This is a genomic window from Cytobacillus sp. BC1816 (genome assembly GCF_051353635.1).
GTDB lineage: Bacteria > Bacillota > Bacilli > Bacillales > Cytobacillaceae > Cytobacillus > Cytobacillus oceanisediminis_C.
Window position 1 is genome coordinate 4,848,455 of sequence record NZ_CP195611.1, and the last position, 16,314, is coordinate 4,864,768.

15 protein-coding genes are annotated in these 16,314 nt (G+C 39.2%); 3 read left to right on the forward strand and 12 right to left on the reverse strand.

Translation table 11 applies throughout. From position 1 onward, the window contains the following. Nucleotides 1-5: 5 nt before the first annotated feature. The 6 genes from fcl to ACR42H_RS24555 all read right to left on the reverse strand — a co-directional run bounded on the left by fcl (nt 6) and on the right by ACR42H_RS24555 (nt 5,172). Nucleotides 6-947: a GDP-L-fucose synthase gene (gene fcl / locus ACR42H_RS24530; RefSeq protein WP_436377069.1), complete on the reverse strand. Its 942-nt coding sequence runs from the start codon at nt 945-947 to the stop codon at nt 6-8. A gap of 22 nt (nt 948-969) precedes the next feature. Continuing rightward, nucleotides 970-1,644, reverse strand: a complete 675-nt coding sequence (locus ACR42H_RS24535) for a sugar transferase (protein ID WP_436373788.1) — start codon at nt 1,642-1,644, stop codon at nt 970-972. An 18-nt stretch (nt 1,645-1,662) separates the two neighbouring features. Next, on the reverse strand, nt 1,663-2,556 hold the full coding sequence (gene galU / locus ACR42H_RS24540; RefSeq protein WP_436373790.1) for a UTP--glucose-1-phosphate uridylyltransferase GalU: 894 nt from the start codon (nt 2,554-2,556) through the stop codon (nt 1,663-1,665). Between the two features lie 321 nt (nt 2,557-2,877). Further along, a complete protein-coding gene (locus ACR42H_RS24545) occupies nt 2,878-3,639 on the reverse strand; it encodes a tyrosine-protein phosphatase (protein WP_436373792.1) in 762 nt (253 codons plus the stop codon). 98 nt (nt 3,640-3,737) lie between these two features. Further along, on the reverse strand, nt 3,738-4,409 hold the full coding sequence (locus ACR42H_RS24550; protein WP_436377071.1) for a CpsD/CapB family tyrosine-protein kinase: 672 nt from the start codon (nt 4,407-4,409) through the stop codon (nt 3,738-3,740). Between the two features lie 22 nt (nt 4,410-4,431). Then, the gene (locus ACR42H_RS24555) at nt 4,432-5,172 is read right to left on the reverse strand and encodes a YveK family protein (protein WP_436373794.1); all 741 of its coding nucleotides are present in this window, start codon (nt 5,170-5,172) and stop codon (nt 4,432-4,434) included. Nucleotides 5,173-5,370: 198 nt separating this feature from the next. Here ACR42H_RS24555 and ACR42H_RS24560 point away from each other — a divergent pair, with 198 nt between their 5' ends. Then, nucleotides 5,371-6,183: an SGNH/GDSL hydrolase family protein gene (locus ACR42H_RS24560; protein WP_436373796.1), complete on the forward strand. Its 813-nt coding sequence runs from the start codon at nt 5,371-5,373 to the stop codon at nt 6,181-6,183. A gap of 40 nt (nt 6,184-6,223) precedes the next feature. Here the strand turns inward: ACR42H_RS24560 and ACR42H_RS24565 are convergent, their stop codons facing one another. From ACR42H_RS24565 to ACR42H_RS24575, 3 genes are all read right to left on the reverse strand, one after another. Beyond that, nucleotides 6,224-7,642 (reverse strand): cell wall-binding repeat-containing protein, encoded by a 1,419-nt coding sequence (locus ACR42H_RS24565; protein ID WP_436373798.1) that lies wholly within the window; start codon nt 7,640-7,642, stop codon nt 6,224-6,226. Nucleotides 7,643-7,756: 114 nt separating this feature from the next. After that, nucleotides 7,757-7,975, reverse strand: coding sequence for a hypothetical protein (locus ACR42H_RS24570; RefSeq protein WP_436373800.1), 219 nt, complete (start codon nt 7,973-7,975; stop codon nt 7,757-7,759). Nucleotides 7,976-8,047: 72 nt separating this feature from the next. Further along, the gene (locus tag ACR42H_RS24575; RefSeq protein ID WP_436373802.1) at nt 8,048-11,926 is read right to left on the reverse strand and encodes a leucine-rich repeat domain-containing protein; all 3,879 of its coding nucleotides are present in this window, start codon (nt 11,924-11,926) and stop codon (nt 8,048-8,050) included. A 139-nt stretch (nt 11,927-12,065) separates the two neighbouring features. Here ACR42H_RS24575 and ACR42H_RS24580 point away from each other — a divergent pair, with 139 nt between their 5' ends. After that, nucleotides 12,066-12,617, forward strand: coding sequence for a class D sortase (locus ACR42H_RS24580; protein WP_436373804.1), 552 nt, complete (start codon nt 12,066-12,068; stop codon nt 12,615-12,617). Nucleotides 12,618-12,773: 156 nt separating this feature from the next. Here the strand turns inward: ACR42H_RS24580 and ACR42H_RS24585 are convergent, their stop codons facing one another. Then, on the reverse strand, nt 12,774-12,953 hold the full coding sequence (locus ACR42H_RS24585; RefSeq protein ID WP_436373806.1) for a hypothetical protein: 180 nt from the start codon (nt 12,951-12,953) through the stop codon (nt 12,774-12,776). Between the two features lie 325 nt (nt 12,954-13,278). Here ACR42H_RS24585 and ACR42H_RS24590 point away from each other — a divergent pair, with 325 nt between their 5' ends. Beyond that, a complete protein-coding gene (locus ACR42H_RS24590) occupies nt 13,279-13,545 on the forward strand; it encodes a hypothetical protein (protein ID WP_436373808.1) in 267 nt (88 codons plus the stop codon). Nucleotides 13,546-13,642: 97 nt separating this feature from the next. On the opposite strand, the gene ACR42H_RS24595 is transcribed toward ACR42H_RS24590, so the two are convergent. Beyond that, entirely contained in the window at nt 13,643-15,034 is a 1,392-nt protein-coding gene (locus tag ACR42H_RS24595) for a cell wall-binding repeat-containing protein (protein ID WP_436373810.1), read from the reverse strand. A 192-nt stretch (nt 15,035-15,226) separates the two neighbouring features. Continuing rightward, nucleotides 15,227-16,189: a cell wall-binding repeat-containing protein gene (locus ACR42H_RS24600; RefSeq protein WP_436373812.1), complete on the reverse strand. Its 963-nt coding sequence runs from the start codon at nt 16,187-16,189 to the stop codon at nt 15,227-15,229. Nucleotides 16,190-16,314 lie beyond the last annotated feature (125 nt).

The following is a 16,314-nucleotide window of genomic DNA, read 5'->3' on the forward strand; positions in this document are numbered from 1 at the left end:
AGAAGTTAATTTACTTTTGTTAGTTCGTTTTCTAAGAACCATTGATAAGCTTTCTTTAAACCTTCATCTAAAGAAGTAGTTGCTTTCCATCCTAACGAATTCAGTTTTGTAACATCTACTAGTTTTCTAGGTGTTCCATCTGGCTTCGTAATGTCAAATTTAATCTCACCTTTGTAGCCCACTACACTCTTAATATTTTCTGCAAGGTCTTTAATAGAGATGTCATCCCCAACACCGATATTGACAATTTCATTTCCTTCATAAGTATTCATTAAGAACAAGCAAGCTTCTGCCAAGTCTTCTGAATAAAGGAATTCACGTTTAGGTGTACCTGTACCCCATACCTCAACATAAGGTCTGTTATTTTCCATCGCTTCATAAAACTTGCGAATTAGTGCAGGCAATACATGTGAAGTATACAAGTCAAAATTATCATTTGGTCCATATAAATTTGTAGGCATTACGGAAATATATTTAGTACCATATTGGCGATTATACGACTGGCACATTTTAATGCCTGCAATTTTAGCAATAGCATATGGCTCATTAGTAGGCTCAAGTTCACCAGTCATAAGATATTCTTCTTTTAATGGCTGAGGCGCCATCTTTGGATAAATGCACGTACTACCTAAAAACAGAAGTTTTTCCGCATTATTTCGATACGCTGCATCAATGACATTTGTTTGAATAAGGAGGTTGTCCCGGATGAAATCAGCAGGATATTCATTGTTAGCAACAATTCCTCCTACCTTTGCTGCTGCAAGAAAGATATACTCAGGCTTTTCTTCTGCAAAAAACATATTCACTTGCTTTTTATCTGTCAAATCAAGTTCACTGCTAGTGCGATAAACTAATTTTGTGAACCCTTTTTCCTGAAGGGCTTTTAAGATTGATGATCCGACAAGGCCACGGTGCCCTGCCACATATATTTTAGAGTCTTTTTTCATCATAGTTTGCTAACCTCTTTTCCTAAAAAGCATCTTTCGAACCGAATAAAACAAGCACGGTTTTAAGTATTATTTTTATATCGAATAAAAAGGACCTTGTTCTGATGTACTTCAAATCGAGTTCTACCATTTCTTTAAATCCTAAATTGCTTCTTCCGTTCACTTGCCAAAGGCCTGTACATCCAGGTGTCACCAGTAGCCTTTGTTTGTCATAATCGGAATACTCCTCTACCTCTCTTGGAAGGGGTGGTCTTGGTCCCACCAGGCTCATATCTCCTTTTAAGACATTAAATAACTGAGGAAGCTCATCTATACTTGTTTTACGGATGAACTTTCCGATTTTCGTTACTCTTGGATCGTCCTTCATTTTAAACATTGCCCCACTTACTTCATTATATTGAAGAAGCTCTTGCAGTTTTTCTTCTGCATTGGAAACCATAGAGCGAAACTTATACATGTTGAAAAGCTTGCCATCTTTCCCGACTCTTTTCTGCGAGAAAAAGATGGCCCCTTTCGGATCTTCAAATTTAATCAAAGCAGCCACAATTATAAATAATAAACTCAATAAAGTAATTCCTACCAAAGAACCCGCGATATCAACGAATCTCTTAGTAGCCAAATACGATAGCCGATTATTAACAGGTACCTTTTGGTTTTGCTGAACGTATAAATATTCTTCCTTTGCTAAGTTTGACATACTGACCCTTCCTTCGCCTTACAACTTGATAAGATTTGCATCATTTGCTGCCACTACTTCTCTTAAGTAATCCAGCATTTCTTCCTTTAAGTCCTCATGCTGTAAAGCGAACTCTATCGTTGTTTTCACAAAACCGAATTTTTCACCTACATCATAACGCCTTCCTTCAAAATCATATGCGAATACGCGCTGAATCTGATTTAAATGCTGAATGGCATCCGTTAACTGAACCTCCCCACCTGCTCCTTTTTCCTGCTTATCAAGGAACATAAAGATCTCAGGTGTTAACACATAACGTCCCATAATCGCTAAATTGGATGGCGCTGTGCCTGATTTTGGCTTCTCTACAAAGTTATTAACCTGATAACGTCGTCCATTCTGGCTCTCAAGGTCAATGATTCCATAACGGTGTGTATCTTCATCAGAAACAGTCTGCACACCGATTACAGAAGAATGAGTTTCCTCATATTGGTCAATTAACTGTCTTAAACATGGCGTATCACTCTGAACAATATCATCACCAAGCAAAACAGCGAATGGTTCATCACCAATGAAATTGCGGGCACACCATACAGCATGTCCTAATCCCTTAGGTTCTTTTTGCCTAATATAATGAATATCTGCCAGTTTTGTAGAGTAACGCACTTTGTTTAGTAAGTCGACTTTCCCCTTTTCAGCCAGATTTTGCTCAAGCTCTGGTGCAAAATCGAAATGGTCTTCAATCGCACGCTTCCCTTTACCTGTCACAATAATGATATCTTCAATTCCCGAAGCAACTGCTTCTTCCACTATGTATTGAATAGTAGGTTTATCCACGATCGGAAGCATTTCCTTTGGCATTGCTTTTGTTGCTGGCAAAAACCTTGTCCCGAGACCTGCAGCAGGAATAATCGCTTTACGTACCTTTTTCACCTATTCTATTCCCCTTTCTATTATTAAAGCAAAAAATGCCCAAAATAAATATCTAATGGTAAAACAGGAGATTTCCTGTGCTAGCATTAGATATTTACAAGTTTATATTTCATATTTCTGTTCTGATATTTCTGTAAGCGAAATATATTCAAGTGGCATTATGCCACGGGCATCTAACCCTCCCTCACACCATGCTATCGACGACACCGCGTCTAAGGTAAGCCGCTCTACCCACAGCATGGCCGAGTGCCTCCATTGGTATCGGATTAGGAGACATTACCGGTCAGTTCTCTGACATTGCTTATTACTAAATGAAATAAATCAAAAGATACCGAGAAACTTCTTGCGCTTGATTCTCTCTGGTATTTCTTTATAAATATTTTGATTTTGAACTAGAAGCTCCGCATTTTCAGTAAACATGTAAACCAAGTCTACACCGTACTGACTATCTACCACATCCAATGCTTCTGACATTTTAAATGTCCTGTTATTTATGTTGTGTGCATCAGATGCAATAAAGTGAGTTAAGTTCGCTTCTATTAATTGATGTGTGAATTTTTTTATATTTTTCCCAAAATAGCCGCATAAGCTGGAAGCTGTAACTTGAGTCAATGCTCCTTTTTCCACAAATTGGTATAGGAGGTCTGACTGCTCCAGTAATTGTTTATTTCTCTCCGGATGTACGATAACCGGAATAAGGCCATTGAGCTGAATATCGAATAACAGTCTCTCTGCATATCTTGGTACATGATTTGATGGAAATTCAATAAATAGATATTGAGATTCACATAATGGAAGAATCGTTCCTTTTTCCAGATCCTCTAGAAGCTCACCATAAATTCTTACTTCTTGTCCTGAAAGTATTGATAAAGGGATTTCTTCCTGTCTAAGTCTTAAGTTTAATTCGTTTACTTTCGGGAGAATCTCTGTTTTTTTGTTCTGATAAGAAGAGTTATGGTGAGGGGTAGCGATGATAGAGGTAATGCCTTCTTTGACTGCTTCCTTTGCCATTTCCAGGCTATCTTCCGTCGTTTGTGCCCCGTCATCCACTCCGGGCAAAATATGACAATGGATATCTATCATACCGCTTATCCCTCCCGTTTTTTTGTCAGTTTTTTAGTCCTTTTGTAATGGTAACACGTTGCTTTAATACCGTAAAGAGTAAAAAATGTCGGAATTTGTCAGTTTGGTCCATAATAATAATAATGTTGATTTTCCTTCATTTTCTTATTATTTAAAACGACTCCTAATAGTTTTCCTTGAGCACCGGTTAACAACTCTTTTGTTTTGATTAACTGATCTTTTTCTGCTTTTCCACTGCCTGCAACAATGATTGTACCCTGGCATTTGTTTGATAATATTTGTGCATCTGTTACCGCTAATACAGGCGGTGTATCGAATAGGATGATATCAAATTCTTCCAATGCAGCCTTCATAAAATAATCCATCGCTCTTGATCCCAACAATTCTGATGGGTTAGGTGGAATTGGACCGCTTGGAAGTATGAATAAATTCTTCACATCAATCGCTTTTACAGATTCCATTAGCAGAAGTTGGCTTGTTAGTACACTGGTTAATCCTGATGTATTTAATACATTAAAGGTATAGTGAACTGTTGGCTTTCTTAAATCCGCATCAACCAGTAGTACCTTTTTACCTTGCTGTGCAAATACCACTGCCAGGTTTGCGGTTGTGGTGGATTTACCTTCTCCAGGACCTGATGAAGTCACCATAATAGTTCGAATTTCCTCATCTATAGAGGAAAATTGTATGTTTGTTCTAATTGTGCGGTATTGCTCAGACACAGGTGATTTTGGATCGTTCTTTGTGATGAGCTTGCGTTTATGTTCCATCGCCATCTTTTTCACTGCTTTTTTAAGAGCCAATCGTTTCACCCCTTAATCTTGAGTTTCTTTCTGAACGGCTTGGGCTTTCATTTGTTTCTTCAATCGTTGCAATGACCCCAAGAACCGGAAGGCCTACTGCTTTTTCAATATCCTGTTCATCTTTGATGGTGTTATCTAAGAATTCTAATAGAAAGGCAATTCCTACACCCGCCATCAAACCTACCACCATTGCGATTGCAATATTAAGAAGCGGCTGTGGCTTAACAGGTGAAGGGTTTTCCCCTATTTCAGCTTTAGCTAGGATCGTTACATTGTTTACGTTCATGATATTTACAATTTCTTTTTGGAAAACTTCAGCTGTTTTATTAGCAATTTCCACAGCCTTTTGCGGATCCTCGTCTTGGACAGATATGTTAACTACTTGTGAGTTCTTCTCATTTTGGACTGAAATCTTTTCGTTTAATGCTTTTGTGGTGATATTTAAGTTAAGTTCCCCTTTAACTAGTTCAAGAATGGCAGCGCTCTTTATGATTACATTATAAGTATTTATTAACTGAAGGTTTGTTTGCACCTCATTATAATTATAAATTCCTTGGTCTTCCTTCGCCTGATTTACAAGAATTTGTGTTGATGATTGATATATCGGCGTAATTAAAAAATAACTGACTATCCCGCTGATCATGACCGCAATGATGGTTATGCCAATGATAAGAGAGAATCTCTTTTTCAACGTCTGGAATAGTTCTTTTAGACTAATCGTTTCCTCCATGATATCCTCCTAGTTATATGTTTAAAACAAAAGGTATTATATCATATAATATTGCTAAATTTGTGTTTTTTTGTCATAATTTTAATGAAAATGTAATGAACCAGTAATCCTCTTCCTATTTAACTATAAAATGTAAGAATTTGATAGATATTATTCATATTTGGTAATTATTACATACTTTATTTATTGGAGGCTGTTATGAAACATTTATTGATTATTATCCTTGCGATAGGCTGTGGAGTGGTCCTTTTTTTAGGAAATGCCCATTGGAATGAAAGGACGGGGCTTTCCAAACAGGAACCCGTACAGGACAGTAAAGAAACAGACTCTGACACGGAGTCATCCAAAGCTGAAGATCAGACGAATACTTCAAAAATCACTTTAGAAGAATTCGAGATTCTATCCAAAAATTGGCCTGATACAGCAAAAAAACAATTTGAATTATCTTTACAAAAAGAAGAGCCGTTCACAATTATCCTTGCTGGTTCTAAAGCCCTTGGCAATGAAACAAATGGCTGGGCCCAATTAACGAAGGCAGAGCTTGAGAAAGCATATGGGACTGATTCATTAGAGGTAGTGATTCAAACTTATAATGGAACCTCCATGGATTTCTCTGCTGAAAATAAAGCCAAGGAATGGGCAGCTCTAAAGCCCGATCTCATTCTATTAGAGCCCTTGACTCTAAATGATAACGGCGAGGTCCGTATCGAGGATTCTCATACCCATATATCTAATTGGGTCGATACAGTAAAATTCGAAAATCCAGAAGCCGTATTTATCATTCAGCCTCCACATCCAATCTATCAGGCAAGTTATTATCCTGTTCAGGTGGAAGAATTAAAGAAATATGCAGAAACAAACGATATTCCTTATCTTGATCACTGGGCGGCATGGCCTGATCCGCAAGGTGAAGAAATTCTTGATTACTTATCCGAAGAAGGAGATGTGCCTAACGAACAGGGACACCTTCTTTGGAGCAATTTTGTAAACGAATATTTTATCAGCAAGTAAATTTAAACCACCATTGAAACTTCAATGGTGGTTTTTCATTTTAAAAACACGAAGCAGGCGTAGATGAATTCGGCAGCAGCTTAATCGGATCTACCGCATTAGACTTCGATCCATTCCATAGCCCCAAATGTGTTTCAAAATGAAGGTGCTGGCCAGTTACCTGGCCGGTACTGCCCATCCAGCCAATCTGCTGGCCGGTTTTGACAATCTGGCCCTTCTTAACTGATATACTCCTTAAGTGGGCATAAAGCGTCTCCTGTGTGTCTCCTCTGTGTCTGATTATGATGGTATTGCCATACCAGCTCATTGTCCCTGCATAGCTTACGGTTCCATCGTATGCTGCTTTTACAGGCACATCCCCTTTTTTGGCAATATCAATTCCATAATGGAAGCTTCCCCATCGGGATCCGAAACCTGATGTTAAAGTCCCATCTGCTGGCCAGTTAAAAGGCGGACAGCTATTGGCTTCTAAAAGGCCATACCCTGTTAAGACTTTATCCGTTACAGCACCTGTTCCTCCCAAAACAAATACCTTTGGATCAATCTGATTTACATAATCATAGACCGGATCCTGAACACTTGTCGGATGGACAAGCACAATATTTGTATTTAATTTCTTTGCTAATCCTGAAGAAGCAACCGCATCGGGATATTCAGGATATGTTTGATTGGTGGACGTGCCTCTTACAAAGATGACATTGTCAGTATTATTGTTTAAGTTTGTTGCCTCTACGCTTGTACTGTAGCGGTTTTCACCTGACACCCTTTGTACTTTAATACCTTTTGCTGCAAGTGATTTTTTTAAGTTCTCGCTGACTACTCCTGTTCCGCCAAAAATGATTACTTCTTTAACCGCAGGAGGAAGGGCTTTTGGCAGCGAATCTCTTTTTGCAAGATAGATAGGGATTTTATTAATGGCTGAATAGCTGGACGCAGGCAATGCATCGACAATGGTATCCCCATTTACAAGAATGGCTTTCGCTGATGAAGCCCCTGTTATGGAATTGATGGCAGCCGCCGTATCATAGCGGGTGCTTCCTTTGACTCTTTGCGTAGCAATACCTTTGTTCCGGATCGCATTTTCCACCCCAGTGCTAATCGCGCCTGTTCCTCCCAGTATGTAAACTTTTGCAGCCTTTAAGCGTGCCAGTTCATTCATAGTGGCAGCGTCTATCGTGTTCGGATAGGTTAATAGAATCGGAGCATCCTTTACTCCTACCAGGCTTGCGGCCGCCAGGGCATCAGCCGGATTATCAGCCCTTGCCAGGATAACCACTCTTTCCTGTGAAGCCAGCCCCTTTGGCCATCCTCTTTGTGATATTTTAATAGCTGTATGTATTCGGTTATCTCCCGAAATTCTTTCAAGGTTTGGATTTGCCTTTGCCTCCGGCATATCTATATTCCATGTAATTACAAGCACCGACAACAACAGGATTAAACATTGACTGAACCTTTTCATTCTTTCCCCCTATGCGACATTTATCTGTATTTTTAGACATATTTATCATAGCATTTCTTCTTATCTCTAAAAATAGTAAATTATAGAAAAAGGGGGGATAAAGGATTCCATACATTAATTTTTGCTGTCGGATCTCTCCTTTATGATGGTTTTCAGTTTCTTCTCCAACTTTGTATTTTCCATTTTCATTTTCGTGTTTTCTATTCTTAGCTCACTCACTTCTTTTTGAAGATTGGCTAATTCCTTTTCTTGCTTTTCAGCCTCTTCCTTGCTGCTGCATCCGCTTGCTAATAGGATCAATAATACGAATGATAGGTTCATGACTTTTTTCATGATAAGTTGTCTCCTTTCTTATTATATAGGCATAACAAAATCCCCCCATATAAGGAGGGATCCCGTTTACATTTATACAAGCTTCTTTCTTCTGCTGTGCCATAGCATGAGCATGGACCCAGCAAATAACAAAGTCATTCCAAGTGCCAGCATGTTATACATATTCGTCGCTGTGTTTGGAAGCTTTTTGCCTGATTTGGTATTTTTCACAGCCTGTTTGGCTGGCTTGTTATCTTTTACATTCTGATTTTTTGCTGGTGATCCCGGTTTTCCTTTATCTTTATCCGGTGTTGCGCCTTTGCCTGGATTTTTACCCGGAATAGTGCCGCCATCTTCTTCCCCGGCTTCTTCCGTGCTAATTTGCAGCGAATCAGACGCAACAACTTCCCCTTCCAAAATAGCTTCAATGCTAATTTCGTATTCAGTGGCTTCTTCTAAGCCGGCGAATTCATGGAAAGATTCTTCAGGATCCAGGGTTGCGGCTAATTCTCCATCCAGATAGAGGGAGTACTCATCAATCTCTGCGCCTTTATATTCCCATGAAGCCTCAATCGTGTTTTCTGTTGCTGTAACATCCACAAACTTTACAGCACTGTCACTGTCTGTCTGAACGTCAGTGGAGGTATAAGAAACAACTGTTTCTTCTGTATTGACCGCTTCCAGGGCTAGTGTATAGGATGTTCTCGGCATTAATTCTTCAAAGGTATAATCATGTGTTTCAGCATCAACAAACTCCAGGAATTCGCCGTCCAAATAGACATTATAGCCACTTAACTCTTCGTCCCCTGTATATTCCCAAGAGGCTTCAATTGAGCTATCAGTTGTACTGACATCTGTGAAATTTAAATCTTCGCTCAGGGTCCAAACATAAGCATAGGCATAGTCTATAAATTCTTCTCCAGACCAAGCTTCTACAGCTATCTCATATTCTTTTCCGGACTCCAATCCTTCAAAAGTAAAGAAAGGTTCTGAAGGGTCTGCGCTTCCTATTAGCTCTCCATCCAGATACAGCTGATATTCCTCAATCTCCTCTTCCCCTTCATAAGTCCAGGAGACATCAATGGTATTACTTGTTGATGTTATTGAGTCAAAATACAGCATACCTTCATCAAAGTTTTCGTATTCAACAAAGACTCCCTTTGCCAGCAGCTGTTCAATAACTTTCATTGCTTCAGAGCCATCAGACAGATCCAGTCCCTCATTATTGAATAAAGTTACATATTCCAGCCTTTCAAGCTCAAGAAGAACTCCAATATCACTAATCTGATTATTGTTTGCCATAAGCATGGATAAGTTCTTCAAGTTCTTCAGCGGTGAGATATCGCTGAGATTGTTTCCAGCAACGGCAAGACCCTCTAATTGGGTCAGATCTGCCGCCCACTTAAGGTTTTGCATATCTGTATAAGAAGCATCCAAAAATAGCAGTTTCATTTTGGACAATGCTGAAAAGTCGGAAACAGGATTGCTTTCAATGGTCAGCATCATCAGGTTTGACAGTCCTTCAAGACCCTTCAGAGATGTTATGTTATTGCTGCTCAGTTCCAATATTTCAAGGCTTTTTAGCCCGGACAGGTCCGGAATGCTTTCGATTCCGTTATTTGACAGTGTTAAATACATTAAGCCAGACAGGTTATTTAAGCTGGAAAAGTCTTTAATCCCTGTATTGGAAAGAAACAGTGCAAACAGATTAGATAACCCTTTAAGCGGTTTAAGGTCTGTAATCGGGTTTCCATCCAAGTCCAGACTCATTAAACGTGTTAAGCCGCCTAACGGGGATAAGTCTTTGATTTTATTATCCCAAAGAGACAAGTCCTCAAGGTTGACCGCTTTTTCCAGACCGGATAGGTCTGTAATTCCAGCTGACGATAAGTCTATTGATACGAGCGAGAGTATGTCGCTTTCCTGGATATCACGATTGAGGCCTAGCCTCTCCTTCAATGCCTTTTCCAGTTTCTTATCCGGAAAATCAATAATTTCTCCAGTTGGCAGTGAAGCCGTACTTACAGTTAACGCGGCCTTTCCGATTAATTTTCCTTCCTGATAAGCTTTTACTTTAAAGCTATATTCTGTCTCTGGCTTCAGGCCAGTGAAAATCTCTGAATTGGTTTCGCCTGAGATTTCTTTTTCAACACCATCAACAGAAAGCACGTATTGATCCGGATAGGAGTAATCCTCCTCTTCCTCTGTCCAATAGTCCCAGGAAATCCCGATTTTCGATTCATTCACAAAATCAGTATAGATTTCCATATTCACATTCTCATCAAAATCATAGTTGACTTCCACACCTTTTGATTGAAGATATTCAAGTGCCTCTAAAGATGGCGCATGGTCCTCAATCTGAAGATTACCATATAGATAAACCGTTTGAAGGCTTGGAAGTTCTTTTAAGAAAGTAAAATCTTCAAATTGTGTGTAGGATAGATCAAGATTGGCAAGCCCTATAAGACTCTTCAGAGGTGCAGGATCTGAAACAGGGTTATCGCCAAGATCCAGAATGACAAGATTTGTTAGATTTTTAAGAGGGGTTAAATCCTCTACTCTGTTATCATAAATAACCAGATGTTCCAAATTCACGGCATACTCCAAACCATCAAGTGTTTCAATTTCCATTCCCGGAGCAAAGAGAGCCGTTAATCTTTCCATGTCACTCGTATAAAGTTCACGATCAAGGCCTAGCTCTTCCTTGATGGCTGCTTCAAGATTAGGGTCTGTTATTGAAACCTTTTCTCCCAGTGGCGCCGCTAAAGTATTAAAGGTATATTCATTTTCTGCCAATACACTTCCACCACTTAATGCGCTTACTTTAATATTGTAGGAGGTCGATGGCTTCAGGCCTGTTAAATGGTATTCATATACGTCACCATTCAGCGTGGCATTGATTTCTCCGTTAACAGTTAAAGTATATTTGTCGACCTTGCCTTTCCCATACATCCCCCACGAAACTTGGGCAGAAGACTCGGTAATCCGATAAACATCTAAAAGAAACGATTTACTGTCATCTAACATTTCAATGTGAATGCCTCTATGAGATAAATCCCTTATCACTTCTGATTGACTTAGGTCCATCTCAAGATTCCCGAGTTGAACTTTTTCCAGAAGGGGAAGCATTAAAAGACTATCAATATTCTCTATAGGCAATGAATTTAGTTTTAATTCAGTAAGATTTGTTATGTTCTCAAGGACGCTGATATCTGATACCGATACATCTTCAATTATTAGAAGCTGTAAATTAACCGCAAGCTCTAATCCTTTTAAACTATTGATATCTCCAAATCGGGCATTTACATTCAGGAAAGTTAACTTTTCCAGATCTTCTTTTAAAAGAGCGCCTTCCGGTTTAGGCAGCTGCTCGCGGATAATTTTCTCAAGATTAGGGTTATCCAGAATAACCTCTTCAGCATTAGGATTAGCTGGTTCTTCGGCTGGAACGGAGCCCTGTTCAGACGCCAGCTGTTCCTGGCTGCCTTCTGAAGGCTCGGCATTTTCAGCTTTTTCTTCTGTTGCTTTTTCTGCAGGCTCCTCACTTTCTTCTTGTGACGATTGGTTGTCCTCTATGTATACTGATACCGTTTTTGCGGCACTTGTTAACTCCACATCACCCTGTTGGCCCTTAATAGAGTAAACATATACTTGTTCTTTTGCTGCAGCCTGGTCCATATACTCATATATTTTAATGACATTTTCACCCAGGGTTTCATTGGATATCAAAGTGGGCTCGACATCCAGGACTTCATCGTTTTTAATAATCTTATAGGTTTCCGGGCTTTGATCCTGGACAGATAAAATGGTTTTCCAGGTTAACGATACCTTCCCATCCTCCATCACAGGGTCCGCCAAATCAATCATGGCAGCTGCAGTTGTCAGTCCATGTGTCTGTGAAACTGGACTAAAAAGGGAGAAAATAATAGCCATAATCACTGCAATGTTAAACCAGCTCTTTCTTTTCTTCATTCGCTTGCTCCTTCTTGGAAATTGATAGTTAATATTTACTATAATTTACTAAAATTATACAATTAACATAATTATAATGGTTAATAAATAAAAGTAAATCTTTATTTTTAGCCGTTTTTCGACATTAAGGGGGGAAGGCATGAAAACGCTTATTTATTTGCTTCTATTGCTTGGAGCAGCCATTACGGCTTATTCATTGTATGAGATAAGAGATTCCCAGATTCAGGTTGAGGAAAGAAAAGAGGAAGCGGTTAAAATGCTTGATGAAGAAACAGAAAAGAAGCTTACGTTTGAACAAAATGAAACCATCGGACTTCTTTCGGTTCCTAAAATTAACAAGGATATTCCCATCATCGAAGGTACAGATAATGATCAGCTTGAGGCTGGTGTAGGGCATTATACCGGGACGGCATTTCCCGGCCAGAAAGACCAAATTGTGCTTTCAGGCCACAGGGACACAGTCTTTCGGAAATTTGACCAGCTTAAGGCCGGGGACATCTTTACAGTGAAATTGCCGTATGGGGACTTTTCTTATGAAATATATGATACGAAGATTGTTGATGCGGCCGATCTTAGTATTATTAAAAGCACGTCTCCTGAAGAGGTTTTGACTGTCACTACCTGTTATCCTTTTAACTTTATCGGGGACGCTCCAGAGCGGTTTATCTTTTATGCCCGTCCAGTAAAATAGAAACGGAGATTTTATTACTAACCTATATAAGAAAGGCAGAAACCAGATTTGCTAAGTGCTAATAATATAATTCCAAGCCTCACTGTAGTCTTTGTCTTATTCATCATATATGTTTCAATCATTCCTGGAATAATAAAATTGATACTCGCCATATTTTCAATATCTTTTTCTAATCCCAGCAGCCAGAGAGATCATGTTTGAAAACAAACTCAGAAAAATTAGAGTAGCTTTGTACACTTCACTTGTTTTTTCATTTGGACTTAGTGTTGTACCCATTTCTGAAACCTTCTCACTTGAGTTTACAATGTTCTTTGACTTTCTATTTATTTTTTTCATGTCCTCACTAGGCATTTTTTGTTATGGAATACCTGCTTCCATTATTGCAGAACTTATTTCTGGTAATTTCAGTGTATACCGAGGATGGATATCTGCATTTATTCATATCGGCTTGGGATTTTTCACCTGCTTTATTGAGCCTTTCTTTTGTATTTTCGCTGTAATATGTTCAATCATCTTCTTTTTACTAGATGAAGGGACAAGGAGAAGATGGAGGGAAACGTAATCGAGTATCGTCCATTACCATTGCATAATAAAATGAAGAGCTGAAGCTGTGGAAGAGAAATAATCAGCTGCTTGTAATGTTCGACTAGGGGGATTAGGAGTGAAAGCTATACTGCTAAACTTTTTCATTATCTTTGGTTCTATATCCTTAATAGAGGTATTGAAACACACTTTAAGATTCAAGAATACTAAAACTGTAAACTTTCTATCCTATTTATTAATGGGAGTCTTATCATATGCGGCAGGAAAGGTTATATTACCTAGTTCCTCTGCCTTTTCTTCCACATTGGCTATTGCATTTTTTATAATTGCTTTAATTTCTCTATTTATAAAGGACAGCAGTTCCGAAAAGCAAGATTTTAAGTGAACAGGTGTAGAGTCTAATTCAAATAAACAAGACATTTATATAAAAATACTTCTACGCTAAAAAGAGACAGGAGCTTCCCTGTCTCTTTTCAAAGTTATTATTGAATGAGTGACCAAATTTCATCTTCAACATTAAGGCTCACTGCACCTTTTCCGCCAATAATGGTGTACCACAGAACTTGTTCATCAACAAAGTGTTCTTTAGCAGCTGGGTGAAGTGTATTTGGTGTTGTTAACACTATAGGCTCAACATAAAGTCCTGCCAGAACAGAGCCCGTTAGTGCGTCTGCAAAATTACTTCCTGTTGTCACAAATGCAGAGTCAATTCCTGCTGAGTAGAAATATTTTGATACATTCACTGATGTCTCATAGCGGTTTTTTCCACTGACCCGAATAGGGTCAGGTAACTGTTTACGAACATTTTCTGAAACGGCACCTGTTCCGCCTATAACAAATGTATTGTTATATTTTTTTACCTGAGCTGCAGTTGAAGAAGGAAGTGTATTAGACTGAGATAATAAGATTGGCATGCCAGTTATAGCAGCATATGGCCCAATCGATAATGCATCCGGATAATTCTGTCCGGAAACCACAATAGCTGACTCTTGTATAGGTAATTTATTTGCAATTTTAACTGCCGTATCATATCTTGTGCTTCCAGAAATGCGATCAACCGTTAATCCAAGTGTATTCTTGAGATAGGTCTCAATCCCCTGGGGTACGACACCGGTACCTCCAATAATCGTTACTTTCGATACACCCAGTTCACGAATGGCCTGAATAACCGATTCTGGCAGCGAATTTTTTTTAGTCAGTAAAATAGGGGCATCTAAATAATAACCTAGTGGCGCAGCCGCTAAGGCATCCGGAAAGTCTGTACCAGTTGCCAGTAATATTTCATTAGCACCAGTGTATTGCCAACCTTCGTATGCCACATTTACAGCCGTTTCATAACGATCTTTACCAGAGATTCTGTATACATCTGGTTCAAATAGCATGGTGGTGAACGTATATTTTTCGCCTCTAGTAGTTTCATAGTTGTCGGTTAACTGTAAATAATATGTGCCGGGTTCCAGAATAGCCTCAGCATAAAACCCGCCTTCTTCATCAAAGGAGCTTCTCGCTTCCGTTATATCCTCCCTGGTTCCATCAGCATTTTCCTTATAGATTACAACACTAATTTGACCAGTCATACTTGTGAAAGCTTCTAACACTACCCCGGCAAGGAGAAATCCGCCTTTTTTGGAGATGGTAATCTTGTACATGTCCCGATCTGCCGAACTCATCGTACCGGTAACGTTATCTTCCAAAGAGATTAAATTCGCTTGGGTAAAATAATCATTAGGTTCTTGCTCATTAATATCGGGATACTCATCTTCAACTTGAAGCTTGGACTTCATCTCTTCAAAACCATTGTTTGCTGATGCTGGAATTGAGAAGAGAGAAGATAGCATAACGAAAGCAGCTAAAAACACAATACCTTTTTTCACAGGTTTGCCTCCATTTTACCGAAACTGATTCTATAAAAGCGCCAGTTTCAGCGGTTCATTTAAAATTTCCAGAAAAAAAAACAATTCCTTCTCTCAAAGTTTTAGAAGCGTCTAGCTAACGAAAAAGAGCACACCTGCACGTTTGTACCGGTATGCTTTTCCGTTAAGAGCTTTAACAAAAACTAGTAATCTTTACTTCTGCAACAAAGTATTTACCGCTTGGTCAGTCACAACTTTATTACCGCCCAGTACAAAATAAAGCTCGGCATAATCAGAATATGCCTGGACCGTATCAATTGTTGTTTGGTGCGGTTTAGTTGGGTGGGTTAAGATTACTGGATTCCAGGTAGCGGCAGCAAAGGCTGATCCAGCCAGTGCATCAGGATAATTTTCACCTGTTGCAATCACCGGTAAATCCATATCAATCGCTTCTTCAAAATATTGAATGACATTGCTGTTTGTTGCATAACGGTTTACCCCGCTGATACGTTCCGGCATTGGAAAGGTGCTAGCCACTTGTGCACTAATGACTCCCGTACCGCCTATAACAAAAGACTCCACCGGCTGTTCTGAATTAACAAACTGACTTACTGAAGATGGAACCGAATTTTTTTTGGTTAAAAGAATTGGCATTTCTAATTGTGCCGCTATTGGAGCGATTGATAGAGCATCCGGAAATCCTTCCCCGGTCGCGACCACAACACTATCCGGGTTCCCTAGCTGTTTGGCAACTTTTACGGATGTTTCATAGCGATCTGCACCACTTAGTCTAGTTATTGATGATATCCCCAGGCTATTAAGCTCTTTCTCTATATTTTGGGAAATAACGGACTTCCCTCCAATTAAATATACCTTTGTAACCTTAAGGCGCTTCAATTCATCCTTCACACTATCCGGCAATGAGTTGGCTGGTGTTAATAGGAGTGGTGCACCATATTTATAAGCAAGAGGTGTCGCACTTAATGCATCTGGAAAATCCTTTCCTGTAGCCAACACAGCAACTGCGGACGTGTCCCAGCCTTCAGCAGAGATATTTACCGCCGTTTCGTAACGGTCTTTGCCTGAGATGCGATGGGTTGGTGCGTCTTCTGCCTTCGCTTGTCCAAAAGGTAATGCCAGCGTTAATAAAGCCGATAAAATGATAGCCTTTTTCATGATTTCCTCCTATTAATTCAATATCAAGAGTTATTATAGGGCGGAATTAAGAAAATTAATAGATAGATTTCGAGTGAGAACAGAATATATTTTTCGACAAAATTCTTCCTTGACAATTAAAATAT

What these genes read in the sequence shown, in the direction of transcription:
- fcl (WP_436377069.1), bottom strand. Translation starts at nt 947, where the DNA reads ATGAAAAAAGACTCTAAAATATATGTGGCAGGGCACCGTGGCCTTGTC.
- ACR42H_RS24535 (WP_436373788.1), bottom strand. Translation starts at nt 1,644, where the DNA reads ATGTCAAACTTAGCAAAGGAAGAATATTTATACGTTCAGCAAAACCAA.
- ACR42H_RS24545 (WP_436373792.1), bottom strand. Translation starts at nt 3,639, where the DNA reads ATGATAGATATCCATTGTCATATTTTGCCCGGAGTGGATGACGGGGCA.
- ACR42H_RS24550 (WP_436377071.1), bottom strand. Translation starts at nt 4,409, where the DNA reads ATGGAACATAAACGCAAGCTCATCACAAAGAACGATCCAAAATCACCT.
- ACR42H_RS24555 (WP_436373794.1), bottom strand. Translation starts at nt 5,172, where the DNA reads ATGGAGGAAACGATTAGTCTAAAAGAACTATTCCAGACGTTGAAAAAG.
- ACR42H_RS24560 (WP_436373796.1), top strand. Translation starts at nt 5,371, where the DNA reads ATGAAACATTTATTGATTATTATCCTTGCGATAGGCTGTGGAGTGGTC.
- ACR42H_RS24565 (WP_436373798.1), bottom strand. Translation starts at nt 7,642, where the DNA reads ATGAAAAGGTTCAGTCAATGTTTAATCCTGTTGTTGTCGGTGCTTGTA.
- ACR42H_RS24570 (WP_436373800.1), bottom strand. Translation starts at nt 7,975, where the DNA reads ATGAAAAAAGTCATGAACCTATCATTCGTATTATTGATCCTATTAGCA.
- ACR42H_RS24575 (WP_436373802.1), bottom strand. Translation starts at nt 11,926, where the DNA reads ATGAAGAAAAGAAAGAGCTGGTTTAACATTGCAGTGATTATGGCTATT.
- ACR42H_RS24580 (WP_436373804.1), top strand. Translation starts at nt 12,066, where the DNA reads ATGAAAACGCTTATTTATTTGCTTCTATTGCTTGGAGCAGCCATTACG.
- ACR42H_RS24585 (WP_436373806.1), bottom strand. Translation starts at nt 12,953, where the DNA reads ATGAAAAAAATAAATAGAAAGTCAAAGAACATTGTAAACTCAAGTGAG.
- ACR42H_RS24600 (WP_436373812.1), bottom strand. Translation starts at nt 16,189, where the DNA reads ATGAAAAAGGCTATCATTTTATCGGCTTTATTAACGCTGGCATTACCT.